The 25,673-nt window shown below is 67.6% G+C and carries 27 protein-coding genes and 1 pseudogene; 17 read left to right on the plus strand and 11 right to left on the minus strand.

Annotated features, from left to right (window positions below; genetic code table 11):
- Positions 1-91 precede the first annotated feature (91 nt).
- From GU927_RS10095 to GU927_RS10130, 8 genes are all read left to right on the plus strand, one after another.
- Positions 92-322, plus strand: a complete 231-nt coding sequence (locus GU927_RS10095) for a hypothetical protein (RefSeq protein ID WP_161762311.1) — start codon at positions 92-94, stop codon at positions 320-322.
- A gap of 116 nt (positions 323-438) precedes the next feature.
- Positions 439-639 carry a 50S ribosomal protein L35 gene (gene rpmI / locus GU927_RS10100; RefSeq protein ID WP_161762312.1) on the plus strand — a complete coding sequence of 67 codons (201 nt, stop codon included), beginning with the start codon at positions 439-441 and terminating at the stop codon, positions 637-639.
- An 11-nt stretch (positions 640-650) separates the two neighbouring features.
- A complete protein-coding gene (gene rplT, locus GU927_RS10105; RefSeq protein WP_161762313.1) occupies positions 651-1,013 on the plus strand; it encodes a 50S ribosomal protein L20 in 363 nt (120 codons plus the stop codon).
- A 125-nt stretch (positions 1,014-1,138) separates the two neighbouring features.
- The gene (locus GU927_RS10110; protein WP_161762314.1) at positions 1,139-2,104 is read left to right on the plus strand and encodes a radical SAM/SPASM domain-containing protein; all 966 of its coding nucleotides are present in this window, start codon (positions 1,139-1,141) and stop codon (positions 2,102-2,104) included.
- Between the two features lie 167 nt (positions 2,105-2,271).
- Positions 2,272-2,964 carry an SGNH/GDSL hydrolase family protein gene (locus GU927_RS10115; protein ID WP_161762315.1) on the plus strand — a complete coding sequence of 231 codons (693 nt, stop codon included), beginning with the start codon at positions 2,272-2,274 and terminating at the stop codon, positions 2,962-2,964.
- A 133-nt stretch (positions 2,965-3,097) separates the two neighbouring features.
- A complete protein-coding gene (pheS, locus tag GU927_RS10120; protein ID WP_161762316.1) occupies positions 3,098-4,180 on the plus strand; it encodes a phenylalanine--tRNA ligase subunit alpha in 1,083 nt (360 codons plus the stop codon).
- 326 nt (positions 4,181-4,506) lie between these two features.
- On the plus strand, positions 4,507-6,915 hold the full coding sequence (pheT, locus tag GU927_RS10125; RefSeq protein ID WP_161762317.1) for a phenylalanine--tRNA ligase subunit beta: 2,409 nt from the start codon (positions 4,507-4,509) through the stop codon (positions 6,913-6,915).
- A gap of 191 nt (positions 6,916-7,106) precedes the next feature.
- Entirely contained in the window at positions 7,107-8,708 is a 1,602-nt protein-coding gene (locus GU927_RS10130; RefSeq protein ID WP_161762318.1) for a GMC family oxidoreductase, read from the plus strand.
- Positions 8,709-8,715: 7 nt separating this feature from the next.
- Here GU927_RS10130 and GU927_RS10135 read toward each other — a convergent pair.
- The 3 genes and pseudogenes from GU927_RS10135 to GU927_RS10145 form a co-directional block, all read right to left on the minus strand.
- A pseudogene (locus GU927_RS10135) lies at positions 8,716-9,969 on the minus strand (MFS transporter); the annotation flags it as partial.
- 21 nt (positions 9,970-9,990) lie between these two features.
- Complete coding sequence (locus tag GU927_RS10140; protein WP_161762320.1) at positions 9,991-10,635, minus strand: DUF1523 family protein; 645 nt, start codon at positions 10,633-10,635, stop codon at positions 9,991-9,993.
- A 9-nt stretch (positions 10,636-10,644) separates the two neighbouring features.
- Positions 10,645-10,911 (minus strand): hypothetical protein, encoded by a 267-nt coding sequence (locus GU927_RS10145; protein WP_232489182.1) that lies wholly within the window; start codon positions 10,909-10,911, stop codon positions 10,645-10,647.
- 112 nt (positions 10,912-11,023) lie between these two features.
- On the opposite strand from GU927_RS10145, the gene GU927_RS10150 reads away from it, so the two are divergent.
- A complete protein-coding gene (locus GU927_RS10150) occupies positions 11,024-12,307 on the plus strand; it encodes an acetylornithine deacetylase/succinyl-diaminopimelate desuccinylase family protein (protein ID WP_161762321.1) in 1,284 nt (427 codons plus the stop codon).
- Position 12,308: 1 nt separating this feature from the next.
- On the opposite strand, the gene GU927_RS10155 is transcribed toward GU927_RS10150, so the two are convergent.
- The 3 genes from GU927_RS10155 to panB all read right to left on the minus strand — a co-directional run bounded on the left by GU927_RS10155 (position 12,309) and on the right by panB (position 14,599).
- Positions 12,309-12,749 (minus strand): hypothetical protein, encoded by a 441-nt coding sequence (locus tag GU927_RS10155; protein WP_217765584.1) that lies wholly within the window; start codon positions 12,747-12,749, stop codon positions 12,309-12,311.
- Positions 12,750-12,938: 189 nt separating this feature from the next.
- Complete coding sequence (gene panC, locus GU927_RS10160) at positions 12,939-13,778, minus strand: pantoate--beta-alanine ligase (protein WP_161762323.1); 840 nt, start codon at positions 13,776-13,778, stop codon at positions 12,939-12,941.
- A complete protein-coding gene (gene panB / locus GU927_RS10165; protein ID WP_161762324.1) occupies positions 13,775-14,599 on the minus strand; it encodes a 3-methyl-2-oxobutanoate hydroxymethyltransferase in 825 nt (274 codons plus the stop codon). The genes panC and panB overlap by 4 nt, the downstream gene beginning before the upstream one ends.
- Before the next feature lie 149 nt (positions 14,600-14,748).
- On the opposite strand from panB, the gene GU927_RS10170 reads away from it, so the two are divergent.
- Complete coding sequence (locus tag GU927_RS10170) at positions 14,749-15,087, plus strand: cupin domain-containing protein (protein WP_161762325.1); 339 nt, start codon at positions 14,749-14,751, stop codon at positions 15,085-15,087.
- Between the two features lie 104 nt (positions 15,088-15,191).
- Here the strand turns inward: GU927_RS10170 and GU927_RS10175 are convergent, their stop codons facing one another.
- Positions 15,192-16,124 carry a L,D-transpeptidase gene (locus GU927_RS10175; RefSeq protein ID WP_217765585.1) on the minus strand — a complete coding sequence of 311 codons (933 nt, stop codon included), beginning with the start codon at positions 16,122-16,124 and terminating at the stop codon, positions 15,192-15,194.
- A 204-nt stretch (positions 16,125-16,328) separates the two neighbouring features.
- On the opposite strand from GU927_RS10175, the gene GU927_RS10180 reads away from it, so the two are divergent.
- Positions 16,329-16,661, plus strand: coding sequence for a TFIIB-type zinc ribbon-containing protein (locus GU927_RS10180; RefSeq protein ID WP_161762326.1), 333 nt, complete (start codon positions 16,329-16,331; stop codon positions 16,659-16,661).
- A gap of 62 nt (positions 16,662-16,723) precedes the next feature.
- On the plus strand, positions 16,724-17,719 hold the full coding sequence (locus tag GU927_RS10185; RefSeq protein WP_161762327.1) for a P1 family peptidase: 996 nt from the start codon (positions 16,724-16,726) through the stop codon (positions 17,717-17,719).
- On the opposite strand, the gene GU927_RS10190 is transcribed toward GU927_RS10185, so the two are convergent.
- Genes GU927_RS10190 through pgsA form a run of 3 tightly spaced genes read right to left on the minus strand, consistent with a single transcriptional unit; the run spans position 17,706 to position 19,057 of the window.
- Positions 17,706-18,143 carry a molybdenum cofactor biosynthesis protein MoaE gene (locus tag GU927_RS10190; RefSeq protein ID WP_161762328.1) on the minus strand — a complete coding sequence of 146 codons (438 nt, stop codon included), beginning with the start codon at positions 18,141-18,143 and terminating at the stop codon, positions 17,706-17,708. The genes GU927_RS10185 and GU927_RS10190 overlap by 14 nt on opposite strands.
- A gap of 3 nt (positions 18,144-18,146) precedes the next feature.
- A complete protein-coding gene (moaD, locus tag GU927_RS10195; RefSeq protein WP_161762329.1) occupies positions 18,147-18,395 on the minus strand; it encodes a molybdopterin converting factor subunit 1 in 249 nt (82 codons plus the stop codon).
- Positions 18,392-19,057, minus strand: a complete 666-nt coding sequence (gene pgsA / locus GU927_RS10200) for a CDP-diacylglycerol--glycerol-3-phosphate 3-phosphatidyltransferase (protein ID WP_161762330.1) — start codon at positions 19,055-19,057, stop codon at positions 18,392-18,394. The genes moaD and pgsA overlap by 4 nt, the downstream gene beginning before the upstream one ends.
- A gap of 123 nt (positions 19,058-19,180) precedes the next feature.
- Here pgsA and truB point away from each other — a divergent pair, with 123 nt between their 5' ends.
- The 3 genes from truB to GU927_RS10215 all read left to right on the plus strand — a co-directional run bounded on the left by truB (position 19,181) and on the right by GU927_RS10215 (position 21,566).
- Positions 19,181-20,083: a tRNA pseudouridine(55) synthase TruB gene (gene truB / locus GU927_RS10205; RefSeq protein ID WP_161762331.1), complete on the plus strand. Its 903-nt coding sequence runs from the start codon at positions 19,181-19,183 to the stop codon at positions 20,081-20,083.
- Between the two features lie 80 nt (positions 20,084-20,163).
- Positions 20,164-20,673, plus strand: coding sequence for a DUF1643 domain-containing protein (locus tag GU927_RS10210; RefSeq protein WP_161762332.1), 510 nt, complete (start codon positions 20,164-20,166; stop codon positions 20,671-20,673).
- Positions 20,670-21,566 (plus strand): alpha/beta fold hydrolase, encoded by an 897-nt coding sequence (locus GU927_RS10215; RefSeq protein WP_161762333.1) that lies wholly within the window; start codon positions 20,670-20,672, stop codon positions 21,564-21,566. Before GU927_RS10210 ends, GU927_RS10215 begins: the two co-directional genes overlap by 4 nt.
- A 6-nt stretch (positions 21,567-21,572) precedes the next feature.
- Here GU927_RS10215 and GU927_RS10220 read toward each other — a convergent pair whose 3' ends face one another.
- Positions 21,573-22,589 carry a calcium-binding protein gene (locus tag GU927_RS10220; protein ID WP_161762334.1) on the minus strand — a complete coding sequence of 339 codons (1,017 nt, stop codon included), beginning with the start codon at positions 22,587-22,589 and terminating at the stop codon, positions 21,573-21,575.
- A 273-nt stretch (positions 22,590-22,862) separates the two neighbouring features.
- Here GU927_RS10220 and rpsO point away from each other — a divergent pair, with 273 nt between their 5' ends.
- Both rpsO and pnp read left to right on the plus strand, forming a co-directional pair.
- Positions 22,863-23,132, plus strand: coding sequence for a 30S ribosomal protein S15 (rpsO, locus tag GU927_RS10225; protein WP_161762335.1), 270 nt, complete (start codon positions 22,863-22,865; stop codon positions 23,130-23,132).
- A gap of 364 nt (positions 23,133-23,496) precedes the next feature.
- Complete coding sequence (gene pnp, locus GU927_RS10230; protein WP_161762336.1) at positions 23,497-25,638, plus strand: polyribonucleotide nucleotidyltransferase; 2,142 nt, start codon at positions 23,497-23,499, stop codon at positions 25,636-25,638.
- The last annotated feature ends 35 nt before the right edge of the window (positions 25,639-25,673 follow it).

Here is a 25,673-nt window from a genome sequence, read left to right on the forward strand (position 1 = left end):
ACCCCCGCCTGCGCCGTGATGGCGCGGGCGGACTTGCGCTGCATGCCCTGACCTGCCTTACTGCAACCGTAGCGTTCCGGTGGGGTCCAGCATGGCCGTCGACCACGATCTCGTCCTCGTCACCGGCCTCTTGCTTCTGGCCCTCGCGCTTCCCTCGCTCCTCGCCGCACTGGTGGACGAACGCCTGCCCGTCGTCGCGGGTGGCCTTCTCCTCTGCGGCTCGGGCCTGTCGGCATGGTCCCTCCTCACCGACGACCGCCCCTTCCACCCCGCCGACCTGCCCGACGCCATCTTCTCGGTCATCGGGCGCTACCTCTTCTGACCGCCGCTTTTCCCCTTGCACGCCGGACGGACCCCGCCTATACGCCCCACCTTGCGATACCCGCGCGACCGGCCGATGTGGCATGCCGAGTCGCGCCTGCAACCACGGAGATGGAAATGCCCAAGATGAAGACCAAGTCGGCGGCGAAGAAGCGGTTCAGCTTCACGGCCTCCGGTCGGGTGAAGGCCGGCGTCGCCGGCAAGCGCCACGGCATGATCAAGCGTACGACGAAATTCATCCGCGATGCGTCCGGCACCATGGTGCTGTGCGACAGCGATGCGAAGATCGTCAAGAAATACATGCCCTACGACCGGTAAGGAGCTAAGACATGTCCCGCGTCAAATCCGGCGTCGTCACGCACGCCCGTCACCGCAAGGTTATCAAGGCCGCTTCCGGCTATTACGGCGCCCGTTCGCGCAACTTCCGCACGGCCACGCAGGCCGTCGACAAGGCGAACCAGTACGCCACCCGCGACCGCAAGACCCGCAAGCGCAACTTCCGCGCCCTGTGGATCCAGCGCATCAATGCCGCCGTCCGCCTGTTCGACCTCGAGATGACCTATTCCAAGTTCATCAACGGTCTGGCCAAGGCCGGCATCGAGGTTGACCGCAAGGTCCTCGCCGATCTGGCGGTGCACGAGCCCGAGGCGTTCAACGCCATCGCCGCGCAGGCCAAGGCCGCTCTGGCCTGATCCGTCCGGATCGCCCGATTACGAAAGGCCCCGCCCGCGCGGGGCCTTTTGCTTTTGGCAGCCCGATTTTTGCCGTTATCCTCCGGCACAGACCGTTCCGTAGTTTCCAGTCACGAGTTGCCGCCATGTATATCGGACGCGAGATGTATTCCCCCCTCACCGACCCCGCCCGCCAGCGCGAGCTCTTCGCCCAGACCGTCGGGCGGGTCGAGGTGGAAACCCATTCCTACTGCAACCGCCGCTGCGACTATTGCCCCAATGTCGTGGGCGACCGTCTGGGCCCCAATGTCCGCATCAAGCCCGCGATCTGGGAAAAGCTCCTGCGCGATCTGGCCGAGGTGGGCTATTCCCGCTTCCTCGTGCTGAACAGCTACAACGAACCGCTCTACGACCGCGCCATCCTCGACCGCATCGCCGAGGCGCGCGCCGCCCTGCCCCGCGCGCGCATCATGATCTACACCAACGGCGACTACCTGACGCCCTCCTATGTCGACGACCTCGCCGCGGCGGGGCTCGACTACATGCATGTGTCGATCCACCTCAAACAGGGCGACAAATATTCCGACGTCTACGTCCTGAACCGCATCGCCGAAATCGCCCACCGCACCGGCCTTCAGGCCCGCTTCAGCCAGATCCGCCCCAATGACAGCATCATCGCCCGCTTCGACACGCCCAAGCTGGAAATGGAAACCCGCGCCATCAACTTTGACCGCCACGGCAATGACCGCGGCGGCTTGCTGCCGGACCTCTCGCCCGAAAACCCGCGCACCGATCCCTGCAACTTCGTCTTCCAGCATTTCCACATGGGCTATACCGGCAATGTCGTGCCCTGCTGCCACATCCGCAGCGACCGCCCCGAACATGCCAAACACGTCATCGGCAACCTCGACCGCGCCGAGACGATCTTCGACATCTTCTTCGGGGCCAAGGCCGCCGCATGGCGCCGCGGCCTGATCCACGACCGCGCCAAGACCGGCCCCTGCGCCACCTGCACCGCGCCCGTCATCCTGAACCAGCCCAACTGGCGCGAACTGCTCCAGAACGCCTATCAGCGCCACGTCGCCCCCCTCGAAGGGCAGGCGGCCACCTGACGCGGCCCGCCCCTGCCGCAGTCCGCCCCTTTGACCGCACGAACAACCGTCCGCAGCATTTCCTCTGTTTTTTCACCCGCCCGCCGCATCCGCAACCGAAGCGCGCCTTGACCGCGCCGCCTTTCGCCCCCAGCCTCGACCCGAAATTTGATCCTGAAAGTCTTGCCATGATCCGTTCCTTCCTCGCGCTCCTCTCCCTCTTCGCGCTGCTCTCCTGCGGCGAGATGGTGACAGACCAGACAAAGGACGCCCGCATCTTTCTCATGGGCGATTCCATGATGGCGGCGAACCGCAGCTCGGGCAAAGCCGTCGCCGACGAGATCGAACGCAGGCTGGGACAAGAGGTTATCGACCGCTCGGTCTACGCCGCGCGCTACTTCTACTACCTGCCCCTCACCGGCGCGGCCGGAATGCGGATCGGCGCGCAATACCAGCCGGGCAACTGGGACTGGGTGGTGCTGAACGGCGGCGGCAACGACCTGATGTTCGGCTGCGCCTGCGGGCATTGCAACACGATGGTGGACCGCCTGATCTCGAAAGACGGCCGTCAGGGCGCGATCCCACAGATGGTCGCCCGCATCCGCAAGGACGGGGCAAAGGTCGTCTATTCCGGCTACCTGCGGAACCCTGGCCTCTTCACCCCCGTGCGCGCCTGCAAACCCTATGGAGACGAGCTTGACCGCCGCCTCGCCCGCCTTGCCGCCACCGACCCCAAGGGCATCTTCTTCCTGCCCATGTCCGACCTCGTCCCCCATGGCGACCCGTCCCTGCACCAGCAGGACCTGATCCACCCCTCGCCCAAGGGCAGCGCCGCCATCGGCGCCCGCATCGCGGCCACGATCCGCGCCAACGGCGGCTGACCCCCTTCATCTCGGCCCAAATACTCTCGGGGGTCCGGGGGCAGACGGCCCCCGGGGCAGATGCAGGGCGCCCCGCCCCTTGCATCGAAAGCCCCTTCCCGCTACCACCCCTGCGTTCCCTCAGGAGGCACCGATGGACGGGCTCGACACGCTCAAGGCCAAGTATCTTTCCGCCGTCGCCGGCGCGTCGGACGAATCCGCGCTGGAAGAGGTCCGCCTCGCCGCGCTGGGCAAGAAGGGCGAGATCAGCGCGATGATGGCCGGCTTGGGCAAGATGGACCCCGACGCGCGCAAGGCCGCAGGCGCCAGCCTGAACGCGCTCAAGGACGAGATCGACGCCGCCCTGCGCGCCCGCAAGGCCGGTCTGGCCGATGCCGCGCTGGACGAACGGCTGCGGACCGAATGGCTGGACGTCACCCTGCCGGGCCGCCCCCGCCGCACGGGCACCATCCACCCCGTCAGCCAGGTGATGGAGGAGCTTTCCGCCATCTTCGCCGACATGGGCTTTGCCGTCGCCGAAGGCCCGCAGGTGGAATCCGACTGGTACAATTTCGACGCGCTCAACATCCCGCCCGAACACCCCGCGCGGCAGGAACACGACACCTTCTTCATGCACCGCGCCGCAGGCGACGACCGCCCGCCCCACGTGCTGCGCACCCATACCAGCCCCGTCCAGATCCGCGCCATGATGGACAAGGGCGCGCCCATCCGCGTCATCGCCCCGGGCCGCGTCTACCGCATGGACATGGACCAGACCCACACGCCCATGTTCCATCAGGTCGAAGGTCTGGCGATCGACCGCGACATCTCGATGGCCAACCTGAAATGGACGCTCGAGGAATTCTGCCGCGCCTTCTTCGAGGTGCCCTCCGTCGAACTCCGCTTCCGCGCCTCGCATTTCCCCTTCACCGAACCCTCGGCCGAGGTGGACATCCGCTGCTCGTGGGAAGGCGGCCAGCTCAGGATCGGCGAAGGCGACCGCTGGATGGAAATCCTCGGCTCCGGCATGGTCCACCCCAAGGTGCTGCGCGCCGCGGGCGTCGACCCCGACGAATGGCAGGGCTTCGCCTTCGGCATGGGCATCGACCGTCTGGCCATGCTGAAATACGGCATCCCCGACCTGCGTGCCTTCTTCGAATCCGACCTGCGCTGGCTGCGCCACTACGGCTTTGCCGCACTCGACATGCCCAACCTTCCGGGCGGGCTCAGCCGCTAAAAGAAAAGGCCCCCGCGCAGGGGGCCTTTCCGGGGACGCAGGCAAAGCCTTGGCTCAAAGCGCCAGAACCAGCACCGCGACCAGCGACAGCCCCATGATCAGGATCAGTCGCCAGGCCGGAACACGGCGGGTAGGTTGGGGTACATCAAACATCGGGTCCATGCCCCGACCCTGCCCCTGATCCAGAGCAAGATTGTGGCAACCCCGCGCCTTGCCACGGGCAGCGCGCAAACAACCCGTTTCCACCCCGGAAACCGCCCCGCCCGCTTCCCCTTTCCCGCCCTTTGCGCTAATCCCTGCCCCGACATTCCGAAGGGACCGGCAAGATGAAGTTCACCCTCTCCTGGCTGAAGGACCACCTAGAGACCGAGGCATCGCTGGATGACATCCTCTACGCCCTGACCGATCTCGGTCTGGAAGTGGAAGAGGTGACCGACCGCGCCGCCAAGCTGTCCGCCTTCACCATCGCCAAGGTGCTGCACGCCGAACAGCACCCCGACGCCGACAAGCTGCGCGTCTGCCGCGTCCTGACGGACGAGGGCGAGAAACAAATCGTCTGCGGCGCCCCCAACGCCCGCGCGGGCATCACCGTCGTCCTGTGCAAGCCGGGCACCTATGTGCCGGGCATCGACACCACCATTTCCGTGGGCAAGATCCGCGGCGTGGAATCCCACGGCATGATGGCGTCGGAACGCGAACTGGAACTGTCCGACGAACATAACGGCATCATCGAACTGCCCTCGGGCGAGGTGGGCGAACGCTTCTCGGACTGGCTGGCGAAGAACCGGCCCCAGATTGTCGACCCGATGATCCACATCAAGATCACCCCCAACCGCCCCGATGCACTCGGCGTGCGCGGCATCGCCCGCGACCTTGCCGCGCGCGGTCTGGGCACGCTGAAACCGCTGGCGATCCCCGCGATCAAGGGCGGCTTCCCCTCGCCCGTCCGCGTGGAAATCGACCCCGCGCTGAAATCGAAGGGCTGCCCCCTTTTCGCGGGCCGCACCATCCGCGGCGTGACAAACGGCCCCTCGCCCGACTGGCTGCAACAGCGCCTGACGGCCATCGGCATGCGGCCCATCTCGGCGCTGGTGGACATCACCAACTTCTTCACCTTCGCCCTGAACCGCCCGCTCCACGTCTTCGACGCGGCCAAGGTCGCAGGCCCCCTCCGCATCCACCCCGCCAAGGGCGGAGAGGAGCTTCTGGCGCTGGACGGCAAGACCTACACGATCCGCGAAGGCATGATGCTCATCTCCGATGACAACGGGCCGGAATCGCTCGCTGGCATCATGGGCGGCGAACATTCGGGCTGCACCGAGGCGACGACCGACGTCTTCCTCGAATCCGCCTTCTGGGACCCGATCACCGTGGCCTCCACCGGCCGCGCGCTCAAGATCAACTCCGACGCCCGCTACCGCTTCGAACGCGGGGTGGACCCGGCCTTCACGCTGCCGGGCCTCGACCTTGCCACGCAGATGATCCTCGACCTCTGCGGCGGCGAAGCCTCCGACCTTGCCATGGATGGCGCCGTGCCGGACGTGACCCGCGCCTACCGCCTGAACCCCGCCCGCGTCATCTCGCTGGTGGGCATGGACATCCCCGAAGCCGAACAGCGCCGGACGCTGGAAGCACTGGGTTTCACCCTGTCGGGCGACATGGCCTCGCCCCCCACATGGCGCCCCGACATCCTCGGCGAAGCCGATCTGGTCGAGGAAGTCGCCCGCATCGCCTCGCTGACCAAACTCGAAGGCAAACCCCTGCGCCGCACGCAGGCCGGCGTCCCCCGCCCCATCCTGACGCCCCTGCAAATCCGCGAGAAATCGGCCCGCCGCACCCTCGCCGCACTCGGCTACAACGAATGCGTCACCTACAGCTTCATCGACCATGAGGCCGCCACCCTGTTCGGCGGCGGCACGGATGCGGTGCGGGTCGAAAACCCCATTTCCTCGGAAATGACCCACCTGCGCCCCGACCTGCTGCCGGGCCTCCTGCGCGCCGCCGCCCGCAATCAGGCGCGCGGCTTCGCCGACCTCGCGCTGTGCGAGATCGGCCCCGCCTTCCACGGCGGCGAACCGGGCGAACAGCACCTGCAGGCGACGGGCCTGCTCGTCGGCCACACCGCCCCGCGCGATCCCTATGGCAGCCGCCGCCCCGTCGACGTCTTCGATGCCAAGGCCGATGCCGAAGCGATCCTCGCCGCCCTCGGCGCCCCCGCCCGCGTGCAGATCACACGCAAGGTCGCCGCATGGTGGCACCCCGGCCGCTCCGGCGTGATCGGCCTCGGCCCCAACACGCTCGCCACCTTTGGCGAGGTGCATCCCCGCGTCCTCGCCGCCCTCGGCGTCAAGGGAACTGCGGTGGCCTTCACCATCCTCGTCGCCAACGTCCCCCTGCCCAAGGTGAAGACCCCCACCCGCCCCGCACTCGCCATCAGCGACCTGCAGGCGGTGGAACGGGACTTCGCCTTCGTCGTGGACAAGGGGGTCGAGGCGCTGACAGCCATCAACGCCGCCCAGGGGGCCGACAAGGCACTGATCGAAAGCGTCCGCCTCTTCGACCAGTTCACCGGCGAGAAGGCAGAGGCACAGATGGGCGCGGGCAAGAAATCCATCGCCCTGACCGTCCGCCTGCAACCCACCGAAAAGACCCTGACCGAGCCGGAAATCGAGGCTGTCTCGGCCAAGATCATCGAAAAGGTGACCAAGGCCACAGGCGGCACCCTGCGCGGCTGACCGTAGGATGGGCACTATTGCCCATCCTGCACCAGCGCACCCTTAACCACGTTTCACCCGCATCTGTGCGCCAATCGCGTATGTACAGCTGTCTGCACAGTTTGCGGCACAACCATCGGCACACCCCCCGCCGCCACGTCACGCTTCCCCAGCGCCCCGACGGTCCCTAATCTCGGCTGGTGGAGGTGCCCATGCAGTACGATTACATCATCGCCGGTGGCGGCTCCGCAGGCTCGGTCCTCGCCGCCCGCCTGTCCGAAGACCCCGCCGTGACGGTCTGCCTGCTGGAAGCGGGCGGTGACGGAAAATCCTTTCTGATCAACACCCCCGCCATGGTCGCCGCCATGGTGTCGGGCCGCCCGAAACTGCACAACTGGGCCTTCCGCACCACGCCCCAGCCCCACCTGATGAACCGCCGCTGCTATCAACCGCGCGGCAGGGCACTGGGCGGTTCCTCGGCCATCAACGCCATGCTCTACACCCGGGGCCACCCGTCGGATTACGACACATGGGCCGACCTTGGCGCCGATGGCTGGGACTGGCGCTCCGTCCTGCCTTACTTCCTGAAATCCGAAGGAAATTCCCGCGGCGCCTCTGACCTGCACGGCGCGGACGGCCCCCTCAGCGTCACCGATCAGGCCAGTCCCCTGCCCGCCACCCATGCCTTCATCCGCGCCATGCAGACCCTGCAACTCCCCGAAACCCGCGACTTCAACGGCCCCACGCAACTGGGCGCGGGGCTCTATCAGGTCACCCAGTTCCACAGCGGCCCCCGCAAGGGCCGCCGCTGCTCTGCCGCCGCCGCCTATCTGCATCCCGTGCTGTCACGCCCCAACCTGACGGTCCTCACCGGCGCGACGGTGCAGCGCCTGACGCTCGACGGCAAACGCGCCACGGGCCTGATCGCGCGGCAGGGCCGCCGCACCCTCACCCTCACCGCAGGGCGCGAGGTCATCCTCTCGGCCGGGGCCTTCGGGACACCACAGATCCTCCTCCTGTCCGGCATCGGACCGGTCGAGGAGCTGCGAACCCATCGCATCGCGGTTAATCACGCCCTCGAAGGCGTCGGGCAAAACCTGCAAGACCATCTCGACCACACGCTGCACTGGCGCTCGCTCCGCCCCGATGTGGTGGGGTTCAATCCGGCGGGTATCCTGCGCCTCTTGCGCGGGATCGCGCCCTTCCGCCGCCACGGCACCGGCGTCCTCACCAGCGTGGGGGCCGAAGGCGGGGCCTTCTTCTGCTCGCGCCCCGACCTGCAAATCCCTGATCTTCAGGCGCATTTCTGCGTCGCCATCGTGGATGACCACATGCGCCGCATCCACCTTGCCGACGGCTACACCGCCCATGTCTGCGTCCTGCGCCCCCAGTCGCGCGGCACCGTCGGACTTCAGGACGCCAACCCCGCCAGCCCCCCGCGCATCGACCCCGACTTCCTGTCCGACCCCCGCGACATGGACACGCTCAAACGCGGCGTCCGGCTTCTGGAACAGGCGATGGACTCCGAACCCATGGCCCCGTGGCGTGGCCAGAGGCTCTATCCCCTTGACGGAACGGACAAATCCCTCGAAGCCGACATCCGCGCCCGCGCCGACACGATCTATCACCCTGTCGGCACCTGCCGCATGGGGCGCGACGAACTGGCGGTGACCGATCCCGAACTGCGCGTTCACGGTCTGGAAGGGCTCCGCGTGGCAGATGCCAGCGTGATGCCCCGCCTGATCGGGGGAAACACCAACGCGCCCACCATCATGATCGCCGAACGCGCCGCCGACCTGATCCGCAACGGTTAATGACCGGTTAAGAACCCGCAAACCCCCGCCCGATCGCCCGCCACCCCAGCGCGGCCAGCACGCCCGCCCCCGCGGCGGCGATCCACAGCGGCAGCACCAGCGCCACAGGCCGCGCCACCACCCCCTCGGCCCAACCCATCACCGCACCCGACAGAACCAGCCCCAGAGGCATCATTCCCCAGGCCAGCAGCCGGTACAGGCTGTTGACCCGCCCCAGCAGCCGGTCCGGTATCACCCTCTGCCGATGGCTGACCGATACGAGGTTCCACACCATCCCCGTGAACTCGAACAGGCCCAGCATCACCGCCAGCACCACCGCATTCCCTGCCAGCGCCACCCCCGCAAAGGCAGGGGCCGAAGCCGCCAGCATCCACTGCGCCGTCCGCGCGGGCCCCAGCCGCGCCACGACCCGCCCGCCCAGCAGACTGCCCGCAATCCCCCCGACCGCCCCCCCCGCCAGCACCAACCCATAGGCCGCAGCCGACAGCCCCAACGTCTCCTGCGCGTGCAGGACCAGCGCCACGACGACCATCTGGTGCAGCAGGTTCCACACCCCCGTCACCACCGCCAGCACCCTGAGCAGCGGCGCGCGCATCAGGAACCGCGCCCCTTCGGCCAGCTCTGCCCGCCAATCCGCCGCCCCGTCCCGCACCGGCCGGAACGCCCCCCGCACCCCCAGCAGCAGCAATACCGCCACCGCATAAGCCCCCGCATTCAGGGCAAAAGGCAGCACCAGCGCCACCCCGATCAGCGCCGCCCCCAGCGCAGGCCCGACCAGCGCATTGCCGATCAATTCCACGCTCCACAACCGCCCGTTGGCCAGCTCCAGCCGCTCTGCCCCCACCAGCGCGGGCAGCATCGTCTGCGCGGCATTGTCGCGGAACACCTCAGCCCCGCCCACCACCAGCGCGGCCCCCAGCATCACGGCGAAAAGCCACGGCACGCCCAGCCCCACCACCGGCGCGGGCGGCAGCGGACCGGCCAGAACCACCGCCCCCGCCACCACGGCAAAGGCCAGCGCGCGGAGCACATCCATCGCCAAAATCAACCACCGCCGGTCCACCCGATCCGTGACCACCCCCGCGGGCAGCGCCATCAGGAACCACGGCAGGCGCAACGCCACAGGCACCAGCGCCACAAGGAACGGATCACGCGTCAGCAGTGTCGCCGCCCAGGCCCAGGCGACCACCGCAACCCCGTCGGCCAGATTCGTCGCCCCACTGGCAAGGATGAACCGCGTCAACATGCGCGCAGCCAACCCCGCCCATGGGGCAAAATCAACCTACTTCCGCCCGAAAACTCGCCGGAACCAGCCGCCCACCCCCGCCCGCGCCCGATCCGCGCGGCGGTCGAGATCGTCGAACGCCTCCTGCGCTTCGATCACCGCAGGCTCGATCATCCGCTCGCGGAACTGCGCCAGCATCCGCCAGACCATGGCCACCAGCCCCGCCAGCAGCGTCAGGATCACGATGCTGACCCATGGAATGATCCGCACATCGGGGCTTTCCACCTGCCGCAGCGAGATCGCATTAGGAAAGATCGTGAACAGCTCGTTGCGCCAGCCGTAATGCGTCACCGCCACCCATTTCGGCGCGGCGGTTGTGGATTGCAGCTCCTTCGCCTCTGTATTGGTGCTGGAACTGTCCATCTTGAAATAGGGCGGCCAGCCCCAGCCCGTATCCTCGTTGCGGTATTCCATCGTGCTGCCATCGGGATAGACGGCATTGATGAAAAAGATGTCGCGGCTCGTCCCCGACCCCGTCCCGACATCCGGCGCCGCCCAGAACCAGCTGTTCTCGCCCAGATCCATGCGGCGGTTCTCGGTCCCCACGATCCGCACGATATCCGTCTGCGGCAGTGTATAGTGCAGGAAGGCGAAGATCAGCAGCGCCAGCGTGCCAAGAACGGACCATTTCAGATAACGCATTGCCGCCCCTCAGGAAAAATTCAAAATCCAGACCAGCGCCACCACGACGACGGTCGGAATGACAAAGACCAGCCAGATCAGCCGCCGCCTCAGGCTGTGTTCATAGGCCGCCAGCCCCTCGGCGATGAAGGCATCGCGCGATCCCGTGCCACCCTCGTGGTCATAGGTCTTTTCAAGCCGTTCGCGTTCCACCGACCGCGCATAGATCGCCAGCAGCCAGTAGATCACCGTCAGCGCGATATAGCCGAAAAGCGCCAGCTTGAAGAAAGCGATCATCCGCGAAACCCCGTCACCCTTGCCCCGCCAATGTGGCCCCGCCGCGCCACAACCGCAAGGCACGGCCCGCTTGCCCCTTGGCAGCGGCCCCCGCGACCCCCACCATAGGGGAATGGATGCCCTGACCCACGCCGCCCTGACCCACGCCATCGACGCCCGCCGCGCCGCCCTGATCGGGCTGGCACAGGACCTGATCCGCATCCCCACGCTCAACCCGCCGGGGCGGTGCTACCGCGACATCTGCGACTACCTCGCCGCCCGCCTGATGGCGCAGGGCTGGACGGTTGAACTGGTCCGCGCCACCGGCGCGCCGGGGGACAGCGACGCCTACCCCCGCTGGAACATGGTCGCGCGGCTGGAGTCGGGCCGCGCGGGCGACTGCGTGCATTTCAACAGCCACCATGACGTGGTCGAGGTGGGCCACGGCTGGACCCGCGATCCCTTCGGCGGCGAGCTGGACGGCGACCGCATCTATGGCCGCGGCGCCTGCGACATGAAGGGCGGCCTTGCCGCCAGCATCATCGCCGCCGAAGCCTTCCTTGCCACCACCCCCGACTGGCGCGGCGCGATCGAGATCAGCGCCACGGCAGACGAGGAATCGGGCGGCTACGGTGGCGTCGCCTATCTGGCCGAACGCGGGTATTTCAGCCCGGACCGCGTGCAGCACGTCATCATCCCCGAACCGCTGCACAAGGACCGCATCTGCCTCGGCCATCGCGGCGTCTGGTGGGCCGAGGTGGAAACCCATGGCCGCATCGCCCACGGCTCCATGCCCTTCCTTGGCGATTCGGCCATCCGCCACATGGGCGCCGTTCTGGAAGAGATCGAGCATCACCTCTACCCCCTCCTCTCCACCCGCACGACCGCCATGCCCGTGGTCCCGCCACAGGCCCGCCAATCCACGCTGAACATCAACTCCATCCACGGCGGCGAACCCGAACCGCCCGCAGGATCGACCGCCCTGCCCGCGCCTTGTGTGGCTGACCGCTGCCGCATCATCCTCGACCGCCGCTTCCTGATCGAAGAGGCGCTGGACGAGGTCAAATCCGAACTCCGCGCCGTGCTGGACCGCGTGCAATCCCGCCGCGCAGGGTTCACCTACACGATCCGCGACCTGTTCGAGGTGCAGCCCGTCATGGCCGACCGCGACGCGCCCGTCGTCCGCTCCACTGCCGCCGCCATCGAGCGGGTGCTGGGACAGGTGGCCGATTATGTCGTCAGCCCCGGCACCTATGACCAGAAACATATCGACCGCATCGGCCGTCTGAAGAACTGCATCGCCTATGGCCCCGGCCTCCTGCACCTCGCCCACCAGCCCGACGAATGGGTGGGGGTGCAGGACATGACCGACAGCGCCAAGGTCATGGCGCTGGTTCTGGCCGATCTTCTGGGCTGACTCAGCAGGCGGTTACGACCGTACCCGGGAAGTCAGGCGCACCGCAGGGGGCAAACAGCGGCACGGTGGCCGGTGCCTCGGCCTTGCCTGCGCTGTCCAGACCAATGCTCAGGCTTGGTTGCCCGCCGCCAAGGCCAAAGTCGACGATGCCGGACAGATAGGGAAAGATCACCCCGCCAGACACGAAGGGCTTGCCCGTCCCGAAATCCCAGCCGCCCCCGACGGCCCCGGCATGGTTGACCGTTCCCTGAAACCCGATGGCGCGCAGTTGCACATCGCGCGGGTTCTGCGGATCAAAGGTCAACCGCAACTCGCCTCCGGTCATGTCGCCATTGGGCTGCACCGTGGTCTGCCGCCAGCCAATCCCGAAACGCGGAGTGAACCCGCCCCCCAGATCGAAGGACAGCCCGACAAAGGCCGAGTCAGTGGTCAACTCTGTCACCTGCTGCGGCGGCAGGGCAAATGCGGGGGAAGCCAAAGTGGCACAGACGGCGACGGCGGCAATCGGTTTTGCGAACAAGGTCTTGCTTTCATGATGAAGGATCGAGTGCGATCCATACCCGTGCCACCATCGCATCACGACAGGTCAGAGGTCTGGACGGACCACCCGTACGGATGACCCACCCCGCCCTCAGACCGCGATATTGTCGATCAGCCGCACACCATCCAGCCACGCCGCCGCCAGCATCCGCACCGGACGCGACGCATCGGTCACCGGACCCAGCGTCGCGGCATCGCGGAATTCGATGTATTCCACGCTCTCGAACCCTTCGGCCAGCACGGCCTGCGCGGCGCGGTCGGCCACCTGATCCTGCGGCACGCCCGACCGGAAATCCCGCGCCGCCGCCAGCATCGCGGCATAGAGCGCGGGGGCCTTCTGCCGCCCCGCCGCCGTCAGCCGCACATTGCGCGACGACATGGCCAGCCCGTCGGGATCGCGCACCGTCTCGCAGCCGACCACCGTCACGGCCATGTCCAGATCCGCCACCAGCCGCTGCACCACCTGCAACTGCTGCCAGTCCTTCTGCCCGAAATAGGCCCGGTCCGCCTGCGTCATCCCGAAGAGCTTGGCCACCACCGTCGCCACCCCGTCGAAATGCCCGGGCCGCAGCGCCCCTTCCAAGGGTTGCGACACGCCCCCCACCGACACGGTCGTCACGAACCCCTCGGGATAGACCTCCTCGGGCGCGGGGCAGAACACCACCTCCACCCCCACCCAGCGCAGAAGGGCGGCATCGGCATCCTCGGTGCGGGGGTATTTCTTCAGGTCATCGGGATTGTTGAACTGCCTGGGGTTCACGAAGATCGTCGTGATCACCCGCCCGCATTCCGCCTTGGCCCTGCGCGCAAGGCTCAGATGCCCGTCATGCAGCGCGCCCATGGTCGGGACCACGCCCACCACATGCCCCTCGGCCTTCCAGCCACGCACGACGGCGCGCAGCTCCTCCACCGTCCGGATGATGACCGTCAAGATTTCACCTGATCCGCAAAGCCATGCTCCGGCCCCGGAAAGGCCCGCGCCCGCACCTCGGCGGCATAGTCCGCGATGGCCTGATCCGCCGCCGCGCCCAATTCGGCATAACGCTTCACGAATTTCGGCTTGAACGCGGTGAACATGCCCAGCATGTCATCGATCACCAGAACCTGCCCGTCGCAATCCACCCCCGCGCCGATGCCGATGGTGGGGATGGAAAGCTCACCCGTGATTCGCGCCGACAGGCCGACCGGCACCTTCTCCAGCACGATGGAAAACGCCCCCGCCGCCTCACAGGCCCGCGCATCGGCCATGACCCGCTCCGCCTCGGCATCGCGGCCCACGACCTTGTACCCGCCCAAAGTGTTCACCGCCTGCGGGGTCAGCCCGACATGCGCCATCACCGGCACCCCCCGCGCGGTCAGAAAGGCGATCGTCTCGGCCATGTGCTGCCCGCCTTCCAGCTTCACCGCCGGCGCGCCGGTTTCCGCCATCAGCCGCGCCGCGTTGCGATAGGCCTGCGCGGGGCCTTCCTCGTAACTGCCGAAGGGCATGTCGATCACCGGCATCGCCTTCTGCAGCCCCCGCACCACGGCGCGGCCATGCAGGATCATCATCTCCAGCGTCACGCCGATGGTCGACGGCATCCCGTGCAGCACCATCCCCACGGAATCGCCCACCAGCGCAATGTCGCAATGCGCATCGACCAGCCGCGCCATCGGCGTCGTATAGGCCGTCAGCACGACAAGCGGCACACCACCCTTGCGGGACGTGATGTCCGGCGGCAGCACGGGGCGGACGGGGGCGGTCGCGCTCATCGGCGTCTCCCTGTTTCAACTCTGCCCGATATACAGGCACAGCCGCCCCGCAACAGCAAGTCCGTTCGCTGCGCTGCGGCGTGGATCGCGCCCCTTGACCGGCGCCGCCCGCCCGCCTCCCATGCAAGGCACAACAGACGGAGCATCCCATGACCCACCTCGCCCGCGTGACCCGCGACGGCATCCCCCCCGAAACCACCCGCCCCGACCCCGACCGCGTGATCGCGGGCGACCCCGTCCACACCACATGGAACATCGAAGACCGCGACGGCCTCTTCTGCGGGCTGTGGCAATCCACCCCCGGCAAGTGGCGCGTGTCCTATAGCGAATGGGAATATGTCCACATTCTGTCCGGCCATTCCATCCTGACCGATGCGGCGGGCCGCGAAACCCACCTGAAGGCAGGCGACAGCTACATCATCCGCCCCGGCTTTACGGGTACATGGGAAGTCGTCGAGACCACGCTGAAGGACTACGTGATCCGCTAAGGCCGTACGAATTTTCTGGCGAAAATTCGCGCCCCACACCTACGGCAGCGAAAAGGGGCGATGCACCGCATCGCCCCCCGATTTTTCGCAGAAAAATCGCCCGCTCAGCCAGCGGCCGGCGCAGCCGCCGCTTCCGCCACAGTCTCGCCCGTCAGCTCATCCAGCGTCGGGCACTCGGCCTCGTCGATGCCACGGTTGCGGCAGATCCGCAGGCGGCGGCGCTCGTCCTTCTCGGCCTGCTTCGCGGCGGCCTCGGCGGCCAGACGCTCGTCTTCGATCCGCTTCGCCTCGGCCTCGGCAATGGCGATCTTGTCGGCCTCCAGCTGCGCGCGGTTTTCCGGCGTGTCCGGCACGGCGCGGCCATAGGCGTCGTCCATATAGGGCCCCTCGGCGGCAAGGCTCTGCTCCAGCGTCCGCACCACGATGCGGTCACCCACCTCGGCATTCTCGAACAGATGGATGGCGTCCTGATTGAACAGCCGGATGCAGCCCGCGCTGGTCGCCCGCCCGATCGAGGCATTGTCGATCGTGCCATGCACGCGGAACATCGTGTCCCGCCCGCCGCGATAGAGATACAGCGCCCGCGCCCCCAGCGGATTCTCCAGCCCGCCCGGCAGCCCGCCCGCATAGGCGGCGTAAAGGTCGGGCCGCGTGCGGACCATGTTCGCCGTGGGCGTCCACGACGGCCATTCCTGCTTGCGCCCGACATAGCCGGTCCCGCGGAAGGAAATCCCCTCGCGCCCGACGGCAATGCCATAGCGCGTGGCCTTGCCCCCCTCCTGCACGTGGTAGAGGACGCGCGCATAGGTATCCACCACGATGGTCCCCGGCTTCTCGTCGCCCGCATAGGCCACCTCGGTCCGCGGGTTGGTGCCGAACAGGTGCAGCGGCTCGACCGCGGGGATCAGGTATTCCCCGTCCTGCACGGCCTGATAATGGGCAGGCACCTGCGCCTCGGGCGGGATGCTCTCGGTCTGGGGCGCACCGGCACAGGCGGCAAGACCCAGAAGGGCGGCAAAGGCGGTCAGTCGGATCATCAGGGCGTTCACGATATCTGGACTCGCTTGGTCAAAGGTCGTGCCTACAAGCACTTTTGGATATGAACCCGTCAAGCCCCGCTCCGGTTTCATCACCAGTTTTTGCCGCCCGCCCGGCGAATCCGCCGATTTTGTCCGGAAAGCTTGCATCCCGCCCCGCCATCCCCATCTCCACCTCAACCAAACGCACAAGGAGACGGACCGATGCGCTGCCCCGTGGACAACGAAACCCTCGTCATGGCCGACCGCAACGGGGTAGAGATCGACTATTGCCCGAAATGCCGCGGCGTCTGGCTGGATCGCGGCGAGCTGGACAAGATCATCGAACGCGTCGCCGCGCCCGCCCCCGCAGCGGCCCCGCAGCCCCCCGCCCCGCCGCAGGGCTATGCCCCGCCGCAGGGCTACGCGCCGCCGCCGCCCCAGGGCTATGCCCCCCGCCCGCAGGGCTGGGACAGCGACGACCGCGGCTATGACGACCCGCGCCGCCACGGCTACAAGAAACGCAAGAGCATCCTGGGCGAGATCTTCGATTTCTGACCCTTGCCGCAGCCCCCTGCCCGTGCGACCGATTAAGGGCAGGGGATTTGGTCAGGCAGACGATGGAACGCGGCACGCGCAACCTGATCACCGACGTGGCAGGCCTGCGCGTGGGCAATGCCCATGACGCGTGCCTGCGCTCGGGTGTCACCGTGCTCTGCGCCGACCGCCCCTTCACCGCCGCTGTCAACGTGATGGGCGGCGCGCCGGGCACGCGTGAAACCGACCTCCTCGCCCCCGACCGGCTGGTGCAGCAGGTGGATGCGCTGGTGCTTTCCGGCGGCTCCGCCTTCGGGCTCGACGCCTGCTCGGGCGTGGCGGATGGCCTGCGCGGCATGGGGCGCGGCTTTGCCGTGGGCGACCAGCGCGTGCCCATCGTCCCGGGCGCGATCCTCTTCGACCTGCTGAACGGCGGCGACAAGGCATGGGACCGCAACCCCTATTCCACCCTCGGCCGCGCCGCGCTGGACGCCCTGACCGACCGGCCCGCCCTCGGCACCGCAGGCGCGGGCTACGGCGCGCTGACCGGCACGCTCAAGGGCGGGCTCGGCTCCGCCTCTGCCACCCTCTCTTCGGGCCATACCGTGGGCGCGCTGGTGGCCGTGAACGCGCTCGGCTCTGCCACCGTGGGCGACACCCACCATTTCTGGGCCGCCCCGTGGGAGCTTGACGGCGAATTCGGCGCCCTCGGCCCCGCCCCGCATCACGACCCCGCCCACGAACCCCCGCCGATGAAACGGATGGGAGAGGCCACCACCATCGCCATCGTGGCCACCGACGCCGACCTGACCCAAGCCGGCTGCCAGCGCATGGCGACCGCCGCACAGGACGGCATGGCGCGCGCGCTTGTCCCCTCCCATACGCTGATCGACGGCGATCTGGTCTTTGCCTGCAGCACCAACGTCCGCCCCCTGCAGGACCCCGTGGCCGATGCCTTCGCCCTCGGCCATGCCGCGGCCTGCTGCCTTGCCCGCGCCATCGCCCGCGCGGTCTGGCTGGCGGAACCCATGGCAGGCGATCGCCAAACCGCCTACCGCGCCCGCTTCACCACCGCGTAAGCGCCGCCTCGTCCTCGTCCTTGGCCGCGACCCATGCCGCGCCATCCGGCCCGATTTCCTTTTTCCAGAAGGGCGCGCGGGATTTCAGGTAATCCATCAGGAATTCCGCCGCGGCAAAGGCATCGGCCCGATGTGGCGCGGCGGTCGCCACCATCATGATCGCCTCGCCCACCGCCAACCGACCGTGCCGGTGGATCACCAGCGCATCGACCAGCGCCCAGCGCGCCACGGCCTGCGATACGATCCCCGCAATCGCCTTTTCCGTCATGCCCGGATAATGCTCGATCTCCATCGCGGCCATGCCGCCATCGCCGCGCACCACGCCGGTAAAGGTCACCACCGCCCCCGCGCCAGCCGCCGCCGCCGCGAAACCCCGCGCCTCCTCGCCCAGATCGAAGGGCGCCTCCTGCACGGCAACCCGCATGGCTTAGCCCCCCGTCATCGGCGGGAAAAAGGCCACCTCGCGCACACCGGCCAACGGCGCGTCAAACGAGGCAAGCTCCTGATCCAGCGCCACCCGCAGGCTTGCCAGATCGGCAAAGGCCGCCTCGTACCGCTCTTCCCGCGCGCGCAATTCCTCGACCAGCGCCATCACCGTGGCGGCGGATGTTTCCACCCGCTCCTTCGGCAGGCCGATGCGTTCCCGCACCCATGCGAAATACAGAACCTCGATCATCGGTCATCCCGCAGAAAGGGCAGCGACTTGCGGAAATAATCCCAACCCGTCACCAGCGTCAGGATCGCCGCCACCCAGATCAGCACCAGCCCCACCATCGTCGCATAGGACGAACAGCCCCGCGTCCCGCAGGACCGGATCGGATCGGCCAGACCCTGACTGACCAGCTCGGCATAGGCATCCATGGTCAGCCCCTGCCGCGCGATCCCCTCCACATGTTCCAGCCCCGTGCCAAGGAACAGCACCGCAATCGCCACCATCTGCGCCGTGGTCTTCCATTTGGCCAGCTTGGTGACCTTCAGAAGCCCCGCCTTGGCCCCGAGGAATTCGCGCAGGCCCGACACGAAGACCTCGCGGAACAGGATCGCCGTGACCGGCAGGATCAGCCACGGGTTCATCCCCGAATAGCCCGTGATGATGACCAGCGCGATCACCACCATCGCCTTGTCGGCAATCGGGTCCAGCATCGCGCCGAATTTCGATTCCTGCTTCCACGCCCGCGCCAGATAGCCGTCGAACCAGTCCGTCACCGCCGCGCTGACAAACAGCGACAGCGCCAGCCAATCCGCCCACGGCCTATGGAAATAAAGGAACATGACAGCCACCCCCGGCGCGGCCAGCAGACGGATAACCGTCAGGATATTGGGCAGGTTCCATGTCATGCCCGCAGGGATAGCAGGGGAAACACCGGATAGAAAAGGGTAAACGCGCCCTTGCAAGGTTGACGGGCGACACGCGCTTCGCTAGCAGGCCGCCTCTGGCGAACGGCAGGCGGGGGCGGCATCATGGCGCGGACGAAAAAGGGCAGGCCCGTTTCCGGCTGGCTGATCGTGGACAAGCCCGCAGGCATCACCTCCACCGCCGTGGTGAACAAGGTGAAATGGGCGCTCGCCGCGCAGAAGGCGGGCCATGCCGGCACGCTCGACCCCGCCGCGACGGGCGTTCTGGCGGTCGCTCTGGGCGAGGCGACAAAGACCGTCCCCCACATCACCGACGCACTGAAATGTTACCGTTTCATGGTCCGCTTCGGCGCCGCCACCACCACCGACGATGCCGAGGGCGACGTCCTCGAAACCACCCCCGCCCGCCCGACCGACGACGCGGTCCATGCCGCCCTGCCCGCCTTCCGTGGCCAGATCGAACAGGTTCCCCCCCAATTCTCGGCCGTCAAGGTCGATGGCGAACGCGCCTATGACCTTGCCCGCGAAGGCGAAAGGCTCGACCTCGCCCCCCGCCCGCTCTGGGTCGACAGCCTCGACCTGATCGACCGCCCCGATCCCGACCACGCCCTGTTCGAGATGGTCTGCGGCAAGGGCGGCTATGTCCGCTCCATCGCCCGCGACCTTGGCCGCGCGCTGGGATGCCTCGGCCATGTCCTGTGGCTGCGCCGCGAATGGTCCGGCCCCTTCGACGCCGCGCAGGGGATCACGCTGGACGACATCGACCGCCTCGCCCATACCCCCGACCTCGACGCGCATCTCCAGCCCCTCGAACTCGCGCTGCAAGACCTGCCGCAAGTGACCGCCACCCCCGAAGGCGCTGCCCGCATCCGCAACGGCAACCCCGGCATGGTCATCGCCACCGGCATCGACTGGGGGACCGAGGTCTGGGCCACCTACCAGAACCGCGCCATCGCCATCGGCCGCTACCAGTCCGGCGAACTCCACCCCTCGCGCGTCTTCAACTGACCTTCCCTCTTCATCTTGGCACAAATACTCTCAGGGGGTCCGGGGGCAGAATGCCCCCGGCTTGGCCGCAGGTTCCGCCGATGATCACCCGCCACCACCAGAAGGGCGACGCTGCCAGCACCGCCGTCTACTCGCCCTGCGAACGCTACCGCTATCTCTTGACCCGCGTCTGGAACCCCGACGGGCCGAAGGCGCTCTTCGTCATGCTCAATCCCTCCACCGCCACCGAATTCCAGAACGACCCCACGGTCGAACGCTGCGAACGCCGCGCCCGCGCCTTGGGGTACGGCGCCTTCCGCGTCACCAACATCTTCGCCTTCCGCGCCACCGACCCCCGCGTCATGCGCGCCGAAGCCGACCCCGTCGGTCCCGCCAATGACGACGCCATCCGCGACAGCGCCACCGGCTGGGCCGACCGCATCATCTGCGCCTGGGGCACCCACGGCGCGCATCTGGACCGTGGCGCGCGGGTGGAATCCCTGCTCCGCGCCACGGACCGCCCGCTCTATACCCTTGGCCTGTCCAAGGACGGCCACCCGAAACACCCGCTCTACATCGGCTACGACCGCCAGCCGGAGCTTTGGCAATGACCACCATCGCAGGCTTCACCCGCAGCCGCATCGCCCTTCCCGATGTCACCCTCTCGGTCCAGACCGCAGGCGACGGCCCGCCCCTGATCCTGCTGCACGGCTTCCCCGAGAACGGCCTCTGCTGGGCCAATGTCGCCCCCGCCTTCACCGCCAGCCACCGCGTCATCATCCCCGACCTGCGCGGCTACGGCCAAAGCGACGCGCCGCCCGACGACGCCACCCACGACACCTATTCCAAACGCCGCATGGCGCGCGACATCGTGGCGCTGATGGATGCACTGGACCTGCCCGCAGCCGCCATCCTCGGCCATGACCGCGGCGCGCGGGTGGCCTATCGCCTTGCGCTCGACCATCCCGACCGCATCACCCGCCTCGGCATCATCGAGATCGCGCCCACCGCCGAATACTGGGACGCATGGGGGTACGACCTTGCCATGGCCGCGTGGCACTGGACCTTCCTCGCCCAGCCCGCGCCGGTGCCCGAACGCATGATCGCCGCCGACCCCGTCGCATGGGTCGACCATACCCTGCGCGGCTGGACACTGGCGAAATCGCTGGACTGCTTCGCCCCCGCCGCCCTGCACGCCTACCGCGCGCAGGCCACCGACCCCGCCCGCGTCCATGCGATGTGCGCCGATTACCGCGCCGGCGCCACCACCGACCGCGCGCATGACATCGCCGACCGCGCCGCAGGCCGCCGCATCACCGCCCCGCTCCACTTTCTCTGGGGTCTGCACGGCTTTCCCGCCCGCACCGGCGATCCGGCAGGCATCTGGCGCCGCTGGGCCGACACCGTGACCGACACCTCCTGCGACTCCGGCCATTTCGTGATGGAGGAAAACCCGCAGGCCGTGCTTGCCGCCTTCCTGCCCTTCTTCGCGCCACCCGCCTGACTGTCGTCAGACCAGCCGCAGCCCGATCTCGTCCACGCCCAGCCCCGCCGCCCCCGTCACCCGCGCCATCACCGCGCCATCCAGCAGGATCACCGCATCCGCGCCATCCCCGATCACTTCGAGCAGCGGCTCCGATCCATCCGCAGGCGCGGGCAGTTCCACCACCAGCCGGTCCTCCTGACTGTCGTAATCCGCGATCACCGCCGCCCCTCCGGCAAGGATCACGAATTCATCCGCCCCCGCCCCGCCTGTGGCATAGCTGCCCCCCGACAGGACCAGCGCATCATCCCCGTCCCCACCGTTCAGGAAATCCGCCCCGCCCCCTGCGACAAGGCGGTCATTCCCCTCCATCCCGTCCAGCGTGTCATCACCGGCACCACCGGAAAGCTCGTCCCCGTCCGCCCCTCCGGTCAGCCAGTCATTGCCAGCCCCGCCCTCCAGACTGTCCCGCCCGTCACCGCCCGCCAGCGTGTCATCCCCCGCCCCGCCAAAGGCCAGATCGTCGCCCGACTGACCGGCCAGCAGATCGTCACCCGCATCCCCGTCCAGCAGATCATTCCCCGCACCCGCCGCCAGCCGGTCATTCCCGTCGCCAGCCAGAAGACTGTCATCGCCAAGGCCGCCATCCAGATCGTCGCCCCCGTCACCCCCGTCCAGCGTATCCGCCCCGCCCCCGCCCGACAGCGCATCCCGCCCGCCCCAACCGCGCAGCATGTCATCGCCACCGCCCCCGGCCATCACGTCACCCGCCACGGAATCGCCGTCCATCCAGAGCGGCTCATCCGGCACAGGCGGCGCATCGCTGCTGCGCGGCATCCCCTCATCCGGCCCGTCCGGTTGCGGCGCAAGGAACCCGTCTTCCCCGTCGTCCCAATCCGGCAGAAGCATGCCGCCCCCTGCCACATCGCCCGCAGGATCCGGCTCCGCATCGGTATCCACGGCGGGATCATCCCCGTCCCCCGCCACGCCACTGCCGATGAACCCGGCCATGACCAGCCCGAACAGGCCCAGCAATCCCAGCATCCCCGCACCCCTTACCGCACCACCGGACACCCCTGCCCGCCACATGCCGAAGATGCCAGAATCACCCCCCCGCTTCCAGCAGCGCAGGCCCGCTTTCTCTCGGCGTGGTTAACCCCCCGCCGCGCCACGGATCACAAAACGCCTTTCCTTCCTGCCCGTTTTCTCCTATACGCCCGCATCCGCAGCGGATCGACCGACTCGCCGCGGACCTACCGGCCTTGCTGGACGACATCCCGGCTTGTGCCTTCACCCTCTGGATACAGGAGAGATCCGATGTCGATCACCGTCGAAGAAAAGACCCGCCTCATCAAGGAATACGCGACCAAGGAAGGCGACACCGGCTCGCCCGAAGTTCAGGTCGCCATCCTGTCGTCGCGCATCGCGACGCTCACCGAACATTTCAAGGCCCACAAGAAGGACAACCACTCGCGTCGTGGCCTTCTGATGCTCGTGGCCCAGCGCCGCAAGCTGCTGGACTACCTCAAGGGCAAGGACGAAGGCCGCTACGCCTCGCTCATCTCGCGCCTCGGCCTGCGCCGCTGATCGCAAGACAGTTCCGATGCAGACGCCCGCACCGCAAGGTCGCGGGCGTTTCGCTTTTGGCACCCGCGATTTCTGACGCAGAAATCGTCGCGGAATTTGACACAAATTCCGCCCTCCCCCCCGCGCCACGCACCGGACCCGGTTTCTGCGCCAGAAACCGGCGCGGAGTTTGCGTCAAACTCCGCTTTCCCCGCCACTGCCCACTACGTCCTTCCCAAACCACCGCTTTTCCTGTATGCGCCCCCCATCTGCGACGTGAGGCCATGCCCCCGGCCACATGCGAAGGATAGGGGGCGGCGGCAATGGGGCCGCCATGAAAACGGGGGACCGGCAGGGGCCGTGATCCCTCAGATAGGATCCGCTGATGTTCAACGTTATCAAGAAATCCATCCAGTGGGGCGGTGAGACGCTCACTCTGGAAACCGGGAAGGTTGCCCGTCAGGCCGACGGCACCGTGATCGCCACGCTGGGCGAAACCTCGGTCATGGCCAACGTCACCTTCGCCAAGCAGGCGAAGCCGGGTCAGGACTTCTTCCCCCTGACCGTGCACTACCAGGAAAAATACTACGCCGCCGGCAAGATCCCGGGCGGCTTCTTCAAGCGCGAGGCGCGTCCTTCGGAAAAGGAAACGCTGACCTCCCGCCTGATCGACCGTCCCTGCCGCCCGCTCTTTGTCGACGGCTTCAAGAACGAAGTCCTCGTCATGGCGACGGTGCTGTCGCATGACCTGCACAACGAACCCGACATCGTGGCAATGATCGCGGCCTCCGCCGCGCTGACCATCTCGGGCGTGCCCTTCATGGGCCCGATCGGCGCGGCCCGCGTCGGCTTCTCGAACGGCGAATACGTGCTGAACCCGTCGGTGGACGATCTGCAGAACCTGCGGAACAACCCCGACCAGCGTCTGGACCTCGTCATCGCGGGCACAAAAGACGCCGTGATGATGGTGGAATCCGAGGCCTATGAACTGACCGAGGCCGAAATGCTCGGCGCGGTGAAGTTCGGCCATGCGGCGATGCAGCCGGTGATCGACCTGATCATCGACCTCGCCGAAGACGCGGCCAAGGAACCCTTCGACTTCTCGCCGCCGGATTACTCGGACCTCTACGCCCGCGTGAAGGCCGCAGGCGAAACCCAGATGCGCGCCGCCTTCGCGATCAAGGACAAGCAGGAGCGTACCAACGCGATCTCTGCCGCCGTCGACGCGATCAAGGCCGCGCTCTCGGACGAAGACCTTGCCGACGCCAACCTCGGCTCGGCGATCAAGAAGCTGGAAAGCTCCATCCTGCGCGGCGACATCATCAACGGTGGCGCCCGCATCGACGGCCGCGACAACAAGACCGTGCGCCCGATCATCTCGGAAACCGGCGTCCTGCCGCGCACCCACGGCTCGGCCCTCTTCACCCGGGGCGAAACGCAGGCGCTGGTCGTGACCACGCTCGGCACGGGCGAGGATGAGCAGATCATCGACGCGCTGCACGGCAACTCGCGCTCCAACTTCCTGCTGCACTACAACTTCCCGCCCTATTCGGTCGGTGAAGTGGGCCGCGTGGGCTCCCCCGGACGTCGTGAAATCGGCCACGGCAAACTGGCATGGCGCGCCCTTCAGGCCGTCCTGCCCGCACCGACCGACTTCCCCTACACCATCCGCGTCGTGTCCGAGATCACGGAATCGAACGGCTCCTCCTCGATGGCCTCCGTCTGCGGCGGGTCGCTGTCGATGATGGATGCGGGCGTTCCGCTGAAGGCACCGGTCGCGGGCGTGGCCATGGGCCTGATCCTCGAGGACGATGGCCGCTGGGCCGTGCTGACCGACATCCTCGGCGACGAGGATCACTTGGGCGACATGGACTTCAAGGTCGCAGGGACCGAGAACGGCATCACCTCGCTCCAGATGGACATCAAGGTCGCGGGCATCACACCCGAGATCATGGAACAGGCGCTGGCACAGGCCAAGGACGGCCGTCTGCACATCCTGGGCGAGATGAACAAGGCGCTCTCCGCGCCGCAGGGGTTCAGCGAATACGCGCCCAAGATCGAAACGCTGACCATCCCCACCGACAAGATCCGCGAAGTGATCGGCTCGGGCGGCAAGGTCATCCGCGAGATCGTGGAAACCAGCGGAGCCAAGGTCGACATCAACGACGACGGCGTCATCAAGATCGCCTCCTCGTCGGCGGATGCGATCAAGCGCGCCTATGACATGATCTGGTCGATCGTCGCCGAACCCGAGGAAGGCCACATCTACACCGGCCGCGTGGTGAAACTCGTCGACTTCGGCGCCTTCGTGAACTTCTTCGGCAAGCGCGACGGTCTGGTCCACGTCTCCCAGATCGCCAACAAGCGCCTGAACCACCCGAACGAGGTGCTGAAGGAAGGTCAGGAAGTGAAGGTCAAACTCCTCGGCTTCGACGACCGCGGCAAGGTCCGGCTCGGCATGAAGATGGTCGACCAGGAAACCGGCGAGGAAATCGTCGAGAAGAAGGGCGAGTCGGAAGAGGCGTGATCGCCCCCCGACCGTGACGACAGGACCCCGGCAGC

The sequence above is a fragment of the Paragemmobacter amnigenus genome (assembly GCF_009908265.2).
Classification (GTDB): domain Bacteria; phylum Pseudomonadota; class Alphaproteobacteria; order Rhodobacterales; family Rhodobacteraceae; genus Paragemmobacter; species Paragemmobacter amnigenus.